Source organism: Microbacterium fluvii (assembly GCF_025515205.1).
GTDB classification, from domain to species: domain Bacteria; phylum Actinomycetota; class Actinomycetes; order Actinomycetales; family Microbacteriaceae; genus Microbacterium; species Microbacterium fluvii.
The window spans coordinates 138,209-153,870 of sequence record NZ_JAOPFX010000002.1; the positions used below are offsets into that span (position 1 = coordinate 138,209).

At 71.6% G+C, this 15,662-nt stretch carries 15 protein-coding genes; 13 read left to right on the plus strand and 2 right to left on the minus strand.

What is annotated here, in order from left to right; translation table 11 throughout:
- Positions 1-4: 4 nt before the first annotated feature.
- From OAW74_RS09325 to OAW74_RS09355, 7 genes are all read left to right on the plus strand, one after another.
- On the plus strand, positions 5-1,114 hold the full coding sequence (locus OAW74_RS09325; protein ID WP_262874087.1) for an alcohol dehydrogenase catalytic domain-containing protein: 1,110 nt from the start codon (positions 5-7) through the stop codon (positions 1,112-1,114).
- A 59-nt stretch (positions 1,115-1,173) separates the two neighbouring features.
- Complete coding sequence (locus tag OAW74_RS09330; RefSeq protein WP_262874088.1) at positions 1,174-2,169, plus strand: sugar ABC transporter substrate-binding protein; 996 nt, start codon at positions 1,174-1,176, stop codon at positions 2,167-2,169.
- 58 nt (positions 2,170-2,227) lie between these two features.
- Positions 2,228-3,700: an ATP-binding cassette domain-containing protein gene (locus tag OAW74_RS09335; RefSeq protein ID WP_262874089.1), complete on the plus strand. Its 1,473-nt coding sequence runs from the start codon at positions 2,228-2,230 to the stop codon at positions 3,698-3,700.
- Complete coding sequence (locus OAW74_RS09340; protein ID WP_262874090.1) at positions 3,697-4,707, plus strand: ABC transporter permease; 1,011 nt, start codon at positions 3,697-3,699, stop codon at positions 4,705-4,707. The genes OAW74_RS09335 and OAW74_RS09340 overlap by 4 nt, the downstream gene beginning before the upstream one ends.
- On the plus strand, positions 4,704-6,269 hold the full coding sequence (locus OAW74_RS09345; protein WP_262874091.1) for an acetolactate synthase large subunit: 1,566 nt from the start codon (positions 4,704-4,706) through the stop codon (positions 6,267-6,269). The genes OAW74_RS09340 and OAW74_RS09345 overlap by 4 nt, the downstream gene beginning before the upstream one ends.
- Before the next feature lie 31 nt (positions 6,270-6,300).
- Positions 6,301-7,092 (plus strand): cysteine hydrolase family protein, encoded by a 792-nt coding sequence (locus OAW74_RS09350; RefSeq protein WP_262874092.1) that lies wholly within the window; start codon positions 6,301-6,303, stop codon positions 7,090-7,092.
- A gap of 143 nt (positions 7,093-7,235) precedes the next feature.
- Positions 7,236-8,459 (plus strand): M20 metallopeptidase family protein, encoded by a 1,224-nt coding sequence (locus OAW74_RS09355; protein ID WP_262874093.1) that lies wholly within the window; start codon positions 7,236-7,238, stop codon positions 8,457-8,459.
- A gap of 15 nt (positions 8,460-8,474) precedes the next feature.
- On the opposite strand, the gene OAW74_RS09360 is transcribed toward OAW74_RS09355, so the two are convergent.
- Complete coding sequence (locus OAW74_RS09360) at positions 8,475-8,924, minus strand: MarR family winged helix-turn-helix transcriptional regulator (protein ID WP_262874094.1); 450 nt, start codon at positions 8,922-8,924, stop codon at positions 8,475-8,477.
- Between the two features lie 90 nt (positions 8,925-9,014).
- On the opposite strand from OAW74_RS09360, the gene OAW74_RS09365 reads away from it, so the two are divergent.
- From OAW74_RS09365 to dcd, 6 genes are all read left to right on the plus strand, one after another.
- On the plus strand, positions 9,015-9,926 hold the full coding sequence (locus OAW74_RS09365) for an SDR family NAD(P)-dependent oxidoreductase (protein WP_262874095.1): 912 nt from the start codon (positions 9,015-9,017) through the stop codon (positions 9,924-9,926).
- A 97-nt stretch (positions 9,927-10,023) separates the two neighbouring features.
- A complete protein-coding gene (locus OAW74_RS09370) occupies positions 10,024-10,911 on the plus strand; it encodes an amidohydrolase family protein (protein WP_262874096.1) in 888 nt (295 codons plus the stop codon).
- A gap of 1 nt (position 10,912) precedes the next feature.
- Entirely contained in the window at positions 10,913-12,097 is a 1,185-nt protein-coding gene (locus OAW74_RS09375; protein ID WP_262874097.1) for an acyl-CoA dehydrogenase family protein, read from the plus strand.
- Between the two features lie 10 nt (positions 12,098-12,107).
- The gene (locus tag OAW74_RS09380) at positions 12,108-12,563 is read left to right on the plus strand and encodes a MaoC family dehydratase (protein WP_262874098.1); all 456 of its coding nucleotides are present in this window, start codon (positions 12,108-12,110) and stop codon (positions 12,561-12,563) included.
- 124 nt (positions 12,564-12,687) lie between these two features.
- Positions 12,688-14,202, plus strand: a complete 1,515-nt coding sequence (locus OAW74_RS09385) for an acyl-CoA synthetase (protein ID WP_262874099.1) — start codon at positions 12,688-12,690, stop codon at positions 14,200-14,202.
- A 38-nt stretch (positions 14,203-14,240) separates the two neighbouring features.
- Entirely contained in the window at positions 14,241-14,846 is a 606-nt protein-coding gene (gene dcd / locus OAW74_RS09390) for a dCTP deaminase (protein ID WP_262874100.1), read from the plus strand.
- Between the two features lie 14 nt (positions 14,847-14,860).
- Here the strand turns inward: dcd and OAW74_RS09395 are convergent, their stop codons facing one another.
- Positions 14,861-15,640 carry a hypothetical protein gene (locus tag OAW74_RS09395; protein ID WP_262874101.1) on the minus strand — a complete coding sequence of 260 codons (780 nt, stop codon included), beginning with the start codon at positions 15,638-15,640 and terminating at the stop codon, positions 14,861-14,863.
- Positions 15,641-15,662 lie beyond the last annotated feature (22 nt).

Below are 15,662 nucleotides of genomic sequence, written 5' to 3' on the forward strand. Positions count from 1 at the left end.
CGAGATGAGCATCGAATCCACCGCCGTGCTGTTCGACGGCCCCGGGACCGAGCCGTACTTCGGCACGGTGACGGTCCGCGAGCCCCGCGGCAGCGAAGTGCTGCTGCGCATGACCGCTGCCGGCGTGTGCCACTCGGATCTGCACGTCGTCAACGGCGACTGGCCGTACGACCACCGTCTCGCACTCGGTCACGAGGGCACCGGTGTCGTGGCGCAGGTCGGCCCCGACGTCACCGACCTCGAGGTCGGCGACCACGTGCTGCTCAGCTGGTTCGCCACGTGCGGCGGCTGCCCCGCCTGCATCGAGGGGGAGACCTGGCTGTGCAGCCGCAGCAGCACCGTCGTCAACGGCGCCCCCGACGGGCAGACGCCGCTGACCGCCCCGGACGGCCGTGACGTGCGGCCGTACCTGGGCGTCGGCACCTTCTCGGAGTACGTGCTGGCCGGTCGGCGGTCGGTCGTGAAGATCCCCGCCGACTTCCCCGCCGACGTCGCCGCCCTGATCGGCTGCTCGATCCTCACCGGGTACGGCGCGGTCGTCAATACGGCGGCGATGCCGATCGGGCAGCGGGCGCTCGTGGCCGGGTGCGGTGGGGTCGGCCAGGCGATCCTGATGAGCCTCGGCCTCGTGCACGCCGAGACGATCATCGCTGTCGACGTCAGCGAGACCCAGCTCGACCTGGCTCTGGATCTGGGGGCGACGCACGCGCTCGACGCGAACGACCCCGACCTCGTCGAGCGGGTGCAGGAGATCTCCGGCGGCGGGGTCGACTACGCCTTCGATGCGATCGGGCGCCCAGGCACGGCGGCGCTGCTGCCGTCGCTCGTGCGTCAGGGCGGGGCATCCGTGCTCGTCGGGATGCCGCGCCGCGACGCGACCGCGCCCATCCCCACCTGGCCGATCGTCGCGATGAACCAGCGCATCCTCGGGTGCAACTACGGCTCGTCCAACATCCAGATCGACTTCCCGCGCATCGTCGGGCTGTACCGCTCCGGCCGGCTCGACCTCGACCGGCTCGTCGGTCGCCGCATTCCGCACTCCCGGACCGTTCAGGCCCTCTTCGACCTGCCGACCCACACCGGCGGTCGCACGGTCGTCGACTTCTCCGCCTGACCCGCACCTCCTCCCGAATGCACCATCACACCGCAGTACCCGACGAAAGGAAGCACCACATGCGAACCATCCCGATCCGCGGCGCAGCGGTCGTCGCCGCCGCCGTGGCCACGGCCCTGATGCTGGGCGGCTGCTCCGGCACCACCGCGAACGAACCCGATGCTGCCTCGACCACCGGCGAGTCGAAGGGCGCGCTGGCCATGAGCTTCGGCGGCCTCGACGTGCCGATCTGGAACGACGAGCTCGTCTACATGAAGGAGCTGGTCGAAGAGGCCGGCTACGAGTTCCTCAGCGACGACCCGCAGTGGGACGTGCAGAAGCAGATCGCCGACTGGCAGGCCTGGATCCAGCGCGGCGACGTCAAGGCGATCATGGGCTTCCCCGTGCAGGCCGACGCCATCATCCCGGTGACCGCGGAGGCGATCGCGGCCGGCATCCCGGTCGTCGGCTACGCCAACACGTGGGAGGGCACGACCGGAAGCCTCTCGTCGGACTATCACGCCGACGGCTACACCCTCGGCCAGGCCGCCGCCGAGTGGATCAACGAGAACATGGCCGGTGAGACCGACGTTCCCGTCGTGATCATGGGCGAGCAGGTCTCCGACCGCAACCGCGGCATCGTCGAGGGGATGCGCGACGCGCTCAACGAGCTCGTCGACGGGGGCGTCTCGCTCGCCGAGATCGACGCGCAGACGCGCGACGAGGGCTACTCGACCGCGCAGAGCCAGATGGTCGCCGAGCCCGACACCAAGGTCTGGCTCAGCCCGACCGACGGTGTGCTGCTGGGCGCCTATCAGGCCGTGATGGACTCGGGTGTCGCCGCCGACGACCCCGCGTACGCCTTCGGGGCTCTCGACGCCACCGATGAGACGCTGGATGTCATCAAGCTCCCCGACACCGTGTGGCGGTTCGGCTACGCGATCACCGCGAGGGAGATCGCCGAGGCCAACGTCACGCTGCTGCTGCAGGCCGCCAATGGCGAGACCGTCGACGACATCGTGCTGACGTACAACCCCGTCGACGCATCGAACGCGGACGACTTCTACAGCGAGTGACCCCCGCCCGCCCGTCGCCTCACCCGCGACGGGCGGGCACCCTCCCGAAAGGACCGCCATGACTGCACCCGAACGGCTCGGATTCGCCGGGCTGTCCGTGCGCTTCGGTTCCACGATCGCTCTCGACGGCATCGATCTGTCGCTGCAGCCAGGAGAGATCCTGGGCCTGCTCGGCCACAACGGCGCCGGCAAGTCGACCCTGCTCAATGTCGCGACCGGAGCCGTGCCGGCAAGCGCCGGGCGCATGAGCCTCGACGGCGAAGAGCTGCCGCAGCGGATCACGCCGGGGCAGGTGGCGGCCAGGGGCATCGCCGTCATCCACCAGGAGCCGGCGCTCGCTCCCAACCTCTCGGTGCTCGACAACCTCTTCCTCTCCAGCGGCACGCCCGACACGCGCCGGCGGCGGCGCGCGCGGGCGCGGGAGGTGCTCGACGCGATCGGGGCCGGTGGGCTCGACCTCGACGTGCCCGTAGGGACGCTGCCCCTGGGGCGTCGGCAGATCGTCGACCTCGCGCGAGCACAGCTCCGCGGCGACCTGAAGGTGCTCCTGCTCGACGAGCCGACCGCCGCCCTCGGCGAGCACGAGACGCGCGTGCTCCACCGGCTCATCCGCGAGCTCGCCGCGCGCGGCACGGCGATCGTCTACGTGTCGCACCGCCTCCCCGACATCCTCGATGTGTGCCGGCGGATCGTGGTGCTGCAGGGCGGTCGCATGGTCATGGACCGCCCGGCCGTCGAACTGACCGCACGCGACCTGTCGCACGCACTGGCGCCCCAGGTCGACCTCGACGCCGGGTGGCACTCCACCGCCGCCGGGCCGGGGCTCGTGCTCTCGGGGCAGGTCGACCTCGACTGCCGTGCCGGCGAGATCGTCGGCCTCTACGGCATCGCCGCAGGCCCGCAGTTCGGCATCCTGGAGCGCCTCTTCGGGCTGCAGCCGGCGGATGCCCCCGCGTTCACGGCCACGATGGCGGGTGCCCCGATCTCGTTCGGCTCGCCGTCGGCCGCGATCGCGCGCAACGTGCAGTACGTGCCGGCAGATCGCGAGCGCGACGGCCTCGTCGCGGGCATGAGCGCCGTCGACAACGTGTATCTGCCGTGGCGCGGACGCGCGAAGGGCCTCGGGCGCCGCGCCGTCGCGACCGGGTATGCGCAGGCCCGCGACGCGTACAACATCCTCGGCCCCGGTGCGGATGCGGCGATCGCCGCCTTCAGCGGCGGCAACCGCCAGAAGCACCTGCTCGCCCGCTGGACGCTCCCCCAGCGCCCCGATCTGCTGCTGCTCGCGCAGCCCACGCAGGGGGTGGACGTCGGCGCCAAGGTCGACATCCGCCGGGCGCTGCGCCGGATCGCCGCGGAGGGCACGGCGGTGCTCGTCGCCTCGAGCGAGAGCGACGAGATCGCATCGATGTGCGATCGCGCCTATGTCGTCACACCCGCGGGCGCCGTCGCCGTCGACCGCGACGAGCGCATGGAGGCGAACCTCCTGCGCATCCTTCTCGAATCCACCCCCGACGAAAGTGCCGCATGATGAACCGAGTCCGCCTCGTCCTGGCGCAGAACGGCACGCTGTTCGCGCTGCTCGTGCTGATCGCCGTCTTCGCTGTGCTCAACCCCCGCTTCTTCACGCCGGGCAACGCCAGCACCGTGCTGCTGCAGATCGCCGAGCTCGGCATCGTGGCGATCCCGATGGCCTTCCTCGTGATGACCGGGACGCTCGATCTGTCGATCGGCTCGGTCGCGAGCCTGGGGGCGGTGCTCTCGGCCTACACGATCGCCGGCACCGGCAACGTCATGCTCGGGCTGCTCGTCGCGATCGCGGTCGGCGTCGTGACCGGCAGCATCAACGGGTTCCTGGTGGCCTTCCTCGGGCTGAACCCGCTCGTGGTCACCCTCGGCTTCCTGAGCGTGTGGGGCGGACTCGCACTCCTGCTGACCAACGGCGCCACCGTCACGGGCCTCGGCGAGGCGTTCCGCGCCGTCGGACTGTGGAGACTGGGGCCTGCCAACATCCAGATGATTGTGCTGATCGTCGTGCTGATCGCGGCCTGGTTCGTGCTCAACCGCCGCCCCTTCGGCCGCAATGTGCTCGCGATCGGCGGCAACGCCCGCGCCGCGCGGCTCATGGGCGTCAAGGTGCGCTCGACCCGCTTCGTGCTGTTCGTCGTCGCCGGCGTCGCCGCATCCGTCGTCGGACTGCTGCTGACGGCCAAGTTGCAGTCCGCGCCGCCGACGGTGGGCACCGGCATGGAGATCCAGGCGCTGACCGTCGTGCTCCTGGGCGGAGTGGCGATGGAGGGCGGGTCCGGACGCATCAGCGGCGTCATCGCCGGCCTCCTGTTCGTCGGCGTGCTGCGCAACGGACTCATCATCCTCGGCGTCTCGCAGTTTCTGCAGACGATCCTCATCGGCGCGACGCTGATCGTGGCGATCCTCCTCGACAGCTCGATGCAGCGCCTGCTGCGGGCGAGCTGGAACTCGATGGTGGCGCCGCAGGAGGAGACTGCTGAGGTCGAAGACGAGAAGGTGGCTGCGTGAGCGAACCCACGATGAACGGGTCGGAGGCGGTCGTCCGCACCCTCCGCGACAGCGGCGTGGACGTGTGCTTCGCGAACCCCGGCACCTCCGAGATGCACCTGGTCGACGCGATCGACCGCGTCGAGGGGATGCGGGTGGTGCTGGGACTGTTCGAGGGTGTCGTGACCGGAGCCGCCGACGGCTGGGCGCGCATGACCGGAACGCCTGCGGCCACGCTTCTGCACCTGGGTCCTGGGCTGGGCAACGGCCTGGCGAATCTGCACAACGCGCGCAAGGCCCAGTCGCCCGTCGTCAATCTCGTGGGCAACCACGCGACCGCACACCAGCAGTTCGACGCCCCGCTCACCGCCGACGTGCCCGCGTTCGCGCGGACGGTGTCGCACTGGATCGACGAGCCCACCGCCCCGGGCGACGCCGGTGCGGCGGCCGCGCGCGCCGTGCAGGAGGCGCGGTCTGCGCCCGGCCGGATCGCGACCCTCATCCTGCCCGCCGACGTCGCGTGGGAAGAGGGCGGCAGGCCCGCCGCGCCGCTGCCGGCGGCCGCGCCCTCCACGGTCTCGGACGCCGCGATCGACGCAGCCCTGCGGGCGCTGAGCTCCGGCCGGGCGGGCATGCTGCTGCGCGGCGAGGCCCTGCGCGGCGAGGGCCTGCGCGCGGCAGGGAGGATCGCCGCGGCCACCGGTGCGCGGCTGTTCTGCGACACCTTCGCGCCGCGCCTGGAGCGCGGCGCCGGCCGCGTGGCGGTCGAGAAGATCCCGTACCGCGCCGCACCGGCGATCGAGCTGCTGGGGCAGCTCGACACCCTCATCCTCGTGGGCGCGCCGCCTCCCGTCGCGTTCTTCTCCTACCCGGGGCAGGCCAGCGAGCTCGCCGCCGACGTGCCCACGATCGTGCTCGCCCACCCGCACGAAGACACCGCCGCAGCCCTCGTCGAGGTCGCCTCGCGCTGCGCAGCCGGGGTCGCGCCGCTCGTCGTCGCCCCTTCGGTGCCGCCCGCTCCCGACGACGGTCCGCTCACGGCGGCCGCCGCCATGGCCGTCGTCGCCCGACTGCTGCCCGATCAGGCGATCGTCAGCGAAGAGGCCCTCACGAGTGCCGCGCCGGGCTGGGACGCCCTGGCCGCGGCGGCGCCGCACGACGTGCTGCACCTCACCGGCGGCGCCATCGGCGACGGGCTGCCCCTCGCCGTCGGAGCGGCCGTCGCGTGCCCCGACCGGCGAGTGGTGAGCCTGGAGGGCGACGGCAGCGCGATGTACACGATCCAGGCGCTCTGGACGCAGGCGCGCGAGCGGCTCGACGTGACCACGGTCGTGTTCGCCAACCGGTCGTACGCCGTGCTGGAAGAGGAGCTCGCCGCCGTCGGCGGCGGGTCGGCCGGCCCGAAGGCGCGCTCGACGCTGGACCTCGGCCGACCCGACCTCGACTTCGTCGCCCTCGCGAGCGGGATGGGAGTGCCGGCCGTCCGCGCCGACACCGTCGCCCAGTTCGCCGCGGCGTTCGCCGAGGCGCTCGGCACCCGCGGGCCGTTCGTCATCGAAGCGGTGATCCCCGCCGGGGCGTGAGCGCCGGCATCCGCGCACCAGGAGAGAGCACATGACCCTCGAAGAAGATCTCAGCACGCCGGCGACCGCGCGCAGCCGGTGGCGGGTGAGCGCGCAGGGCGTCGATCTGCGGCGCCCCGCCCTGGCCGAGCGGGCGGTGCGGCTGGAGTGCCTGCCGTCGCCGGTGACCATCGACCTTGCGCGCAGCGCACTGATCGTGATCGACATGCAGAACGACTTCTGCGCCCCCGACGGGTGGCTCGCCGGCTGGGGCATCGACGTCAGCGGCAGCGAGGGGGTCGTGAGCGCACTGCAGCCGCTGCTGCCGGCTGCCCGCGCCGCCGGAGTGCCGGTCGTCTGGGTGAACTGGGGAGCGCGCCTCGACCAGGCGAACCTCCCCGCGGGCGTGCGGCACAGCATGGACCCCTTCGGCGACGGCCGCGGCATCGGCGCCGCCGGCGCGCACGACTCGCGCGCGATGACCCGCGGTGCGTGGGGCGCGCAGCTGGTCGACGGCCTTCACGCCGAGCCCGGTGACATCTGGGTCGACAAGCATCGGCTCAGCGGCTTCTGGGATACGCCGCTCGATTCGATCCTGCGCAATCTGCGCGTCGACACGCTGCTGTTCACCGGGGTCAACTCCGACCAGTGCGTCTTCGCGTCGCTGATCGACGCGGCGGCGCTGGGGTACGACGTCGTCCTGGTCGACCAGGCGTCCGGCACCACGTCGCCCGCCTACTGCCACGACGCCACGCTCTACAACACGCGCCAGTGCTACGGGTTCACGATCGACGCCGCGCAGCTGCTCGCCGGGCTGAGCGCCCAGACCGTCGGCGAGCGCTGAGAGGCCCTGCCGCGGCGACCGGCGCGGCGGACGACCGCACATCAGATCGGGTGCGCGATGGACGTTGCATCCATGGTCGGAGCACGGGATCATCTCCACACTGGCGAGCGGGCCCACAAGACGAACGGAAGAGTGCCGCAGCGATGGAACAGCGTGAAGCGGATGCCGCTGCGAGAACCCCGTTCGCCGCGGATGCGCAGCGGATGCTGGGCGAGCTGGTCGCCGTGCGCCGCGAGCTGCACGGCGCGGTCGAGGTGGGCCTGGACCTGCCGGCCACGCAGCGCATCCTGCTGCGGGCGCTCGACGGCCTCGGGCTGGAGGTCGCGGTCGGCTCGGCACTGTCGTCGGTGACCGCCGTGCTGCGCGGCGGGCGGCCGGGGCCGACCGTGCTGCTGCGGGCCGACATGGACGGTCTGCCGGTGCGCGAGGCGACGGGACTGGAGTTCGCGTCGACGAACGGTGCGATGCACGCCTGCGGGCACGATCTGCATATGGCGGGGCTGGTCGGCGCGGTGCGGCTGCTCGCGGCGCGGCGAGCGGAACTGCCCGGCACCGTGATCTTCATGTTCCAACCGGGCGAAGAGGGCTACGCCGGCGGGCGGACCATGCTCGAGGAGGGCGTGCTCGATGCTGCGGGCGATCGGCCCGTCGCCGCCTTCGCGATCCACGTCGACTGCGTGACGCCGCGCGGACGCGTCGTCACCAGGGAGGGCGCGATGATGGCCAGCGCGAGCGCTCTGCGGATGCGGCTGCTCGCGGCCGGCGGCCACGCGGCGTTCCCGCATCTCGGGACAGACCCGGTGCCGGTTGCGGCCGAACTCATTCTGGCCGTGCAGTCGTTCGCGGCCCGCCGGCTGCCGGCGACCGATCAGGCGGTGATCTCGATCACCCGAGTGAGCAGCGACTCGGCCGCGGGCAATGTGCTGGCATCGGAGGTGGCGATGGAGGCCAACATCCGCACGCTGTCGAAAGAGACCCTCGAGGCCGTGAAGGCGAATCTGCCTGCGCTGCTGCGGGGGATCGCCGAGGCTCACGGGTGCGTGCTCGAGACGGAGTTCGTCGAGTCGTACCCGGTGACCTACAACGATCCGGCAGAGACGCGGTTCGTGCGGGAGGTGCTGAGCGCGCTGGTCGGCGACGACCGCGTGACGATGCTCCCCGCGCCCTCGATGGCGTCGGAGGACTTCGCCTACGTCCTCGACGAGGTTCCGGGGACGCTCGTGTTCGTCGGCGCAGAGCCCGACGGGGGCAGTGGGCCGATGCACTCCGATCGCGCGGTCTTCGACGACTCGGTGCTCGACCTCGTCGCGACCGTGCATGCCGAGCTCGCGTGGCGTCGCCTGGAGGAGACCGGGCGCGATCGCTGAGCGTGTCGCCCGGTCTCAGGCGGTCGCGGCCTTGCGCAGCAGCTCGGCGAGGGTCGCTCGTTCGGGTGCGCTCAGACCCGCGTGGAGCTCGCGCTCGGCATCGCCCACGGCCACCCGCGCGCGGTCGAGCAGTGCGCGGCCGGTCGCCGTCGCGACGATGATGTTGGCCCTGCGGTCGCGGGGGTCGGGCGCGCGCTCGACGAGTGCCGCGCGCTGCAGCTCGTCGACCAGCGCCACGACCTGACTGGGGTCGAGTCGCAGGCATTCCGCGATCTCCCGCTGGGTCGGCGCGTGCGCGGCGCCGGCGAGGGCGAGCACCGAGTACGAGCGCACCTTGAGCCCGTGCGCGCGCAGCGCGGCGTTGCCGGCCGCGATCGAGAGCGCGTTGGCACGCGCGAGCAGAAAGCTCAGGTCGTCGACCAGGGCGCTCTGGTCGAGCGCATCGGTCGCCGGGTCGTCCGCCATGGGTCGACCCTAGCAAAAAGATGAAGAATCAGATCATTGACCTTTTCAAGTAATATGTGCTTCACTCAGCAGAGCTACGAAGGAGCAGTCATGTCACTCGAGGGCAAAGTCGCCATCGTCACCGGATCGGGTCGGGGCCTCGGCCTCGCGTACGCGCAGGAGCTCGCCCAGCAGGGCGCAGCCGTCGTCGTCAACGACGTCGACGCCGCGACCGCGGCGGAGGCCGTCGCGAGCATCGAGGCGCTGGGCGGGAAGGCGACCGCCGTGGTCGCCCCGGTCGGCCCGACCGAGACGGCGACACAGCTCGTGCAGACCGCCGTCGACACGTTCGGGCGCCTCGACATCCTCGTGACCAACGCCGGCGTGCTGCGCGACACCGTGCTGTGGAAGATGAGCGACGACGACTTCGACACCGTCATCGGCGTGCACCTGCGCGGCACCTTCACGTGCGTGCGCGCGGCGGCCACCTACATGAAGGACAACGAGATCCCCGGTCGCATCATCGCGATCGGCTCGCCGACCGGCCAGCGCGGCAACTTCGGCCAGACCAACTACGCGGCCGCCAAGGCCGGCATCGTCGGCATGGTGCGCACGTGGGCGCTCGAGCTGAAGCGCGCGGGCATCACCGTCAACGCCGTGATCCCGGTCGCCGCGACCGCCATGACCGCGACCGTGCCCTACTTCGCCGCGGCCGTAGAGGCCGACGCGGCGGGCGAGCCCATGCCGCCGTTCTTCCGCCACGACCTCGGCTTCGGCACCTCCGACGATGTCGCGGGCCTCATCGCCTACCTGGCATCGGATGCCGCCGCCTCTGTCACCGGTCAGGCCATCGGCATCGGCGGCGACCGCCTGCAGGTGTGGTCGCACCCCGAGCCGGTCGTCACGGCGTACCACGAGGGCGGCTGGAGCGTCGAGGCGCTGGAGGCCGAGTTCGGCGACGTGTTCGTCGCGCAGTCGGTGGGCGAGCGGTTCCCGGCGCTGCCGGAGGAGCTGCAGCGATGAGCGCGTCTCGTCTCGCTGCGCTCGCTCAACGCCCGGGGCGGCACCACCGGGCGTTGAGCGAGGGAGCGCAGCGACCGAGACGAAACGCAGCAACCCGATGACCCGCTACGAATCCGCGATCGACCTCGACGCGATCACCGCGATCGACGTGCACGTGCACATCGAGATCGACGGCCACGGCCACGCCTCGATGCCCGACGATCTGACCGCCGCGGCCTCGAAGTACTTCGCCGCCGATGCGGCCCGGCCCGACCTCGACTCGGTCGCGGCGTACTACCGCGAGCGGCAGATGGCCGCCGTGGTCTTCTCGGTCGACGCCGAGACGCGGCTGCAGCATCCGCCGATCTCGAGCATCGACATCGCCGAGGGCGCCGCGCGCAACAACGACGTGCTCATCCCGTTCGGCTCGGTCGACCCGCACCGCCCGGACGCTCTCGAGCGCATCCGGCGCCTGGCAGAGGACCACGGCGTGCGCGGGTTCAAGTTCCACCCCACGATCCAGGCGTTCGACCCGAGCGACGAGCGCTGGTACCCGCTCTACGCGGCGATGCAGGAGGCCGGAACCGTCGCGCTCTTCCACACCGGTCAGACCGGCATCGGCGCGGGCATGCCCGGCGGTCGGGGATTCAGGCTCGCCCTGTCGAACCCGATGCTGCTCGACGGCGTCGCGGCCGACTTCCCCGAGCTGCAGATCATCATGGCCCACCCCTCGGTGCCCTGGCAGGACGAGGCGATCAGCGTCGCGACTCACAAGCACAACACGTGGATCGACCTATCGGGGTGGAGCCCGAAGTACTTCCCCGAGCAGCTCGTGCGCGCCGCGAACTCGTACCTCAAGACCCGCGTGCTGTTCGGCTCGGACTTTCCGCTGCTCACCCCCGACCGCTGGCAGCGCGACGCCGAGGCGGCACAGCTGTTCAAGCCCGAGGTGCTGCCCGGCATCGTCAAAGACAACGCGGCGCGCCTGCTGGGGCTGGCCGGCTGAGATGGCCCTCCCCGAATCGGCGATCGGCCTCGACCCCTACGGGTTCGCCGACACGCACCTGAGCGCGCCGGCCCGAGCGGCGCTCGCGCAGCTGCGTGCGACGCTGGAGGGCAGCATCCGCCCGCTCATGGCCGACGCCTGGGAGACGGCGACGATGCCCGCGGCGGTGCTCGAGACGCTCGTGCCGCTGCACCTGATGCGCCCAGACGGAGTCGAGGCGGCCGAGGCCGACTCGAGCATGTTCACGGGCTTGCGTAACTACGTGCTGGCGCGCACCGACGTGTCGGTGGCGACCCTCTACAACGCGCAGTCGGGCCTGTTCCGCGCCACCGTGCGCCACGGCGGCTCGGCGCGGCAGGTCGCCGACCTCGATCCGAGAGTGCGCTCGTTCGCGCTGACCGGCGTGTTCGCCCTCACCGAGCCGGAGCACGGCTCCGACATCGCGGGGGGCCTGGTCACCAGGGCGCGCCGCGACGGCGACGAGTGGATCATCGACGGCGCCAAGCGCTGGATCGGGGGAGCGGCGACCGCCGATGTGCTCGCGGTGTTCGCCCGCGACATCGCCGACGGGCAGGTGAAGGCCTTTCTCGTTCCGCGCCAGGCCCCCGGCGTGAGCCTGCGCCCGATCGAGGGCAAGGTGTCGCTGCGTCCCATGCAGAACGCCGAGATCGCCCTCGAGGGGGTGCGGGTGCCCGCGTCGGCGCGGCTGCAGCGGGTGGAGTCGTGGCGCGACGTCGCGCGGATCCTGCGCGTCACGCGCTCCGACGTCGCCTGGATCGCGACGGGCCTGCAGGCCGGCGCGCTCGACGCGGCCCTGCGCTACGTCGCGGCGCGCGAGCAGTTCGGCAGGCCGATCGCCGGCTTCCAGCTCGTGCAGGAGAAGCTGGCGCGGATGCTGGCGAACCTCACCTCATCGCTCGGCACCGTCGTGCAGCTGTCGGCGCGGCAGGACGCCGGCGAGTACGCCGACGAGAACTCGGCGCTGGCCAAGATGCAGACCGCGCTGCTCGCGCGCGAGACCGTCGCCCTGGCTCGCGAGGTGTGCGGGGGCAACGGCATCGTGCTCGAGCACGACGTCGCGCGCTTCTTCGCGGATGCCGAGGCCGTCTACTCGTACGAAGGCACCCACGAGATCACCTCCCTCATCGTCGGGCGCGCCCTCACGGGTGTGTCGGCGTTCACCTGAAAGGAACACAATGACCACCACCGTGCAGTACGCAGACATCCCCGGCCTCCAGGGCGCCGACCTCGGCTGGTCGGACTGGCTGGAGATCACCCAGGAGCGCGTCAACGGCTTCGCCGACGCGGTCGACGACCAGCAGTGGATCCACACCGACCCCGAGCGCGCGGCCGCCGAGAGCCCCTTCGGCGGGCCGATCGCACACGGCTTCCTCACGCTGTCGCTGGCCACCAAGTTCTGGACCGAGCTGCTGGAGGTCGAGGGCGTGACCACCAAGGTCAACTACGGCCTCGACAAGGTGCGGTTCATCTCGCCGGTGAAGGTCGGCTCGCGCGTGCGCATGAACGCCGTCATCGCCGAGGTCGCCGAGGTGCCGGGCGGCTACCAGTTCGCCGTCGACCAGACCATCGAGATCGAGGGCGGCACCAAGCCCGCCGTCGTCGCGCGGGGGATCTACCGCTTCTACGCCTGACCCGCTGTCGCGACGTTTCGTCTCGTCGCTGCGCTCTTCGCGGGGCGCCCGGAGCCTGCACACCGGGCGTTGAGCGAGCGAAGCGAGACGAAACGACAGCACCACCCTCGAAGGAGAGGACGACATGCTCAACCAGGGCATCGGCACATGGATCGACCGCCGCCGCGTCAAGTCGCACGGCGACGTCGCGATCGTGCACGGCGACACCGAGCTGCGCTACGAGCAGCTCGCCGACCGGGTCGCCCGGCTCGCGAGCGCGCTCGTCGAGCGCGGAGTGGTCACCGGCGACCGGGTCGCCTATCTCGGCAACAACCACCCCGACTTCCTCACGACGCTGTTCGCCTGCGGCGCCGTCGGGGCGATCTTCGTGCCGCTGAACACGCGCCTGGCCCCCCGCGAGCTCGAGTACATGCTCGAGGACTCGGGTGCGCGGGTGCTGATCCTCCACGAAGAGGTGCGCGAGCTCGCGCGGGCCGCCGCGTGGTCGAGCGGCGTCACCGGGCGGATCGTCGTCGACGGGCCGGCCGAGGTGCCGGCCGTGGAGGCGTTCGACGAGGTGCTGGCGGCAGCATCCGCCGATCTTCCCGAGGTCGCCGTGACGCTCGACGACCCGGCGATGATCCTCTACACCTCCGGCACGACCGGCAGACCCAAGGGCGCCGTGCTCACGCACGGCAACCTCACCTGGCAGGCGCTGAACGTGCTCGTCGACTACGACGTCACCAGCGACGAGCGCGCCCTCATGATCGCGCCGATGTTCCACGTGGCCTCGCTCGGCATGGGCGCGCTGCCAACGCTGCTCAAGGGCGGCACCCTCGTGCTGCAGCAGAAGGTCGACCCCGCCGCGGTGCTCGCGGCGATCGAGCGGCACGGCATCACGAGTCTGTCGGGCGTGCCGACGACCTTCCAGCTGCTCGCCGAGCACCCAGATTGGGCGGGCACCGACCTCTCATCGATCCGCAAGCTCACGTGCGGCGGCTCGAGCGTGCCGCTGCGGGTGATCGAGGCCTACGAGCAGCGAGGCCTGCACTTCTCCAGCGGCTACGGCATGACCGAGACCTCGCCGGGGGCCACGTCGCTTCCCTACCGCAAGGCCCGGGAGCACATCGGCTCGTCGGGGCTCGCTCACTTCTTCACCGACGTGCGCATCGTGGATGCCGACGGCACCCCGCTCGCCACGGGCGAGGCCGGAGAGATCGAGATCGCCGGTCCCAACGTCATGGCGGAGTACTGGCTGCGCCCCGACGCGACCCGCGACGCGCACCGGGGGGAGTGGTTCCGCTCGGGCGACATCGGCTCGATCGACGCCGACGGCTACCTCACGATCACCGACCGCCTGAAGGACCTCATCATCTCGGGCGGCGAGAACATCTACCCGGCCGAGGTCGAGCAGATCATCATGGAGCTGCCCGAGATCGAGTCGGTCGCCGTGATCGGGGTCGCGCACGAGCGGTGGGGGGAGGTGCCGATCGCGGTCGCCGTCACGCGCGCCGAGATCGCGGCCGAGCAGATCCTCGCGCACGTCGCGTCGCGCATCGCGAAGTACAAGGTGCCGACGCGCGTCGAGTTCGTCGACGAGCTGCCCCGCACGGCGAGCGGAAAGATCCGCAAGACCGACCTCCGGGGCCGGTTCGTGTGACGCGCGGCACGGCGGGGCGCGGTGACTAGGCTGATGCCGTGCTGCTGAGCGACCGCGACATCCGAGCCGAGATCTCCGAGGGCCGCATCGGCCTCGACCCGTGGGATGCCGCGATGGTGCAGCCATCGAGCGTCGACGTGCGCCTCGACCGCTACTTCCGGCTGTTCGACAACCACAAGTACCCCTTCATCGACCCGGCCGAAGACCAGCCAGAGCTCACGCGGCTCATCGAGGTGGCTCCCGACGAGCCGTTCATCCTGCATCCGGGCGAGTTCGCCCTCGGGTCGACGTTCGAGCAGATCACGCTGCCCGACGATGTGGCGGCGCGCCTCGAGGGCAAGTCGTCGCTCGGCCGCCTGGGCCTGATCACGCACTCGACCGCCGGGTTCATCGACCCCGGCTTCTCGGGGCACGTCACCCTCGAGCTCGCCAACGTCGCGACCCTGCCGATCAAGCTGTGGCCCGGCATGAAGATCGGGCAGTTCTGCTTCTTCCGGCTGAGTTCGGCGGCCGAGAACCCCTATGGCTCGGGCCCCTACGGCAACCGCTATCAGGGGCAGCGGGGGCCGACGGCATCGCGCTCGTTCCAGAACTTCCACCGCACCGATGTGGGGTCGAGCGAAGCCGGATCGCGCGGGGCCTGACGGATGCCGGCGGCTCAGACCGTCTCGATCGGCGCGGGCGCCGACGCGAAGACCTCGACCCGGTCGCCCTCGAGCACGAACAGCAGGGCCGTTCCCGCCTCGAAGGCCTCGGTCAGCTCGTCGGGAGAATCCCCGGTGACCACGAGCGAGGCGGAGGCCGGGAACGACCCGGCTGCGCACCCGGCCGTCATCATCTGGCTGTCGACGCCGCGCTCATCGAGCACGTAGAGACAGACCGTGACACCCTCGATGCCCGGCTGATCGACTGCCGCCACCGAGAGTCCGTGGAACTCGGTGAACACGCGCGAGTCGTCGGTGGCCGAGCCGAAATACTCGGTCGGCCACTCGGCGCCCTCTTCGACCCCCAGCACGGCGACCCGGCCCGACATCAACGACTGCACGCCGAGCGTCGCGCCCGCTCCGACGAGGGCTGCGACGACGATCGATGCGGCCCAGACGAGCGCTCGCCGAGGGCGGCGGGGAGAGGTGTCGGGTTCGGCGGCGAGGGCGGGCGCCCCGCTGTCGGGTGCCGCGGCGTCGGCGGCCGTGGCGCCGACGGTCTGCTGATCGAGTCGGCGATCCGCGGGGCTGGAGGTCACGTCGGGCGAATCGGCTGAGTCGTCGGGCTGTGCCTGGCCGGTGGCATCCGCCGCCGCGTCGGCCACCGCGTCGGCGCGCAGCGACGCCTCGAGCGAGGCCAGCCGCGCCATCGCCGCCGGATCGGCGTGGATGTCGGCGCTCGGCCCATAGGCCCGCTCGCGCAGTGCGCTCAGCTCGTCGTCGTGCTCCCCCACGCCCCCATCCTGCCCCACCGGG

Coding starts and splice junctions, on each gene's coding strand:
- OAW74_RS09325 (WP_262874087.1), top strand. CDS start 5: ATGAGCATCGAATCCACCGCCGTGCTGTTCGACGGCCCCGGGACCGAG.
- OAW74_RS09330 (WP_262874088.1), top strand. CDS start 1,174: ATGCGAACCATCCCGATCCGCGGCGCAGCGGTCGTCGCCGCCGCCGTG.
- OAW74_RS09335 (WP_262874089.1), top strand. CDS start 2,228: ATGACTGCACCCGAACGGCTCGGATTCGCCGGGCTGTCCGTGCGCTTC.
- OAW74_RS09340 (WP_262874090.1), top strand. CDS start 3,697: ATGATGAACCGAGTCCGCCTCGTCCTGGCGCAGAACGGCACGCTGTTC.
- OAW74_RS09350 (WP_262874092.1), top strand. CDS start 6,301: ATGACCCTCGAAGAAGATCTCAGCACGCCGGCGACCGCGCGCAGCCGG.
- OAW74_RS09355 (WP_262874093.1), top strand. CDS start 7,236: ATGGAACAGCGTGAAGCGGATGCCGCTGCGAGAACCCCGTTCGCCGCG.
- OAW74_RS09360 (WP_262874094.1), bottom strand. CDS start 8,924: ATGGCGGACGACCCGGCGACCGATGCGCTCGACCAGAGCGCCCTGGTC.
- OAW74_RS09365 (WP_262874095.1), top strand. CDS start 9,015: ATGTCACTCGAGGGCAAAGTCGCCATCGTCACCGGATCGGGTCGGGGC.
- OAW74_RS09370 (WP_262874096.1), top strand. CDS start 10,024: ATGACCCGCTACGAATCCGCGATCGACCTCGACGCGATCACCGCGATC.
- OAW74_RS09375 (WP_262874097.1), top strand. CDS start 10,913: ATGGCCCTCCCCGAATCGGCGATCGGCCTCGACCCCTACGGGTTCGCC.
- OAW74_RS09380 (WP_262874098.1), top strand. CDS start 12,108: ATGACCACCACCGTGCAGTACGCAGACATCCCCGGCCTCCAGGGCGCC.
- OAW74_RS09385 (WP_262874099.1), top strand. CDS start 12,688: ATGCTCAACCAGGGCATCGGCACATGGATCGACCGCCGCCGCGTCAAG.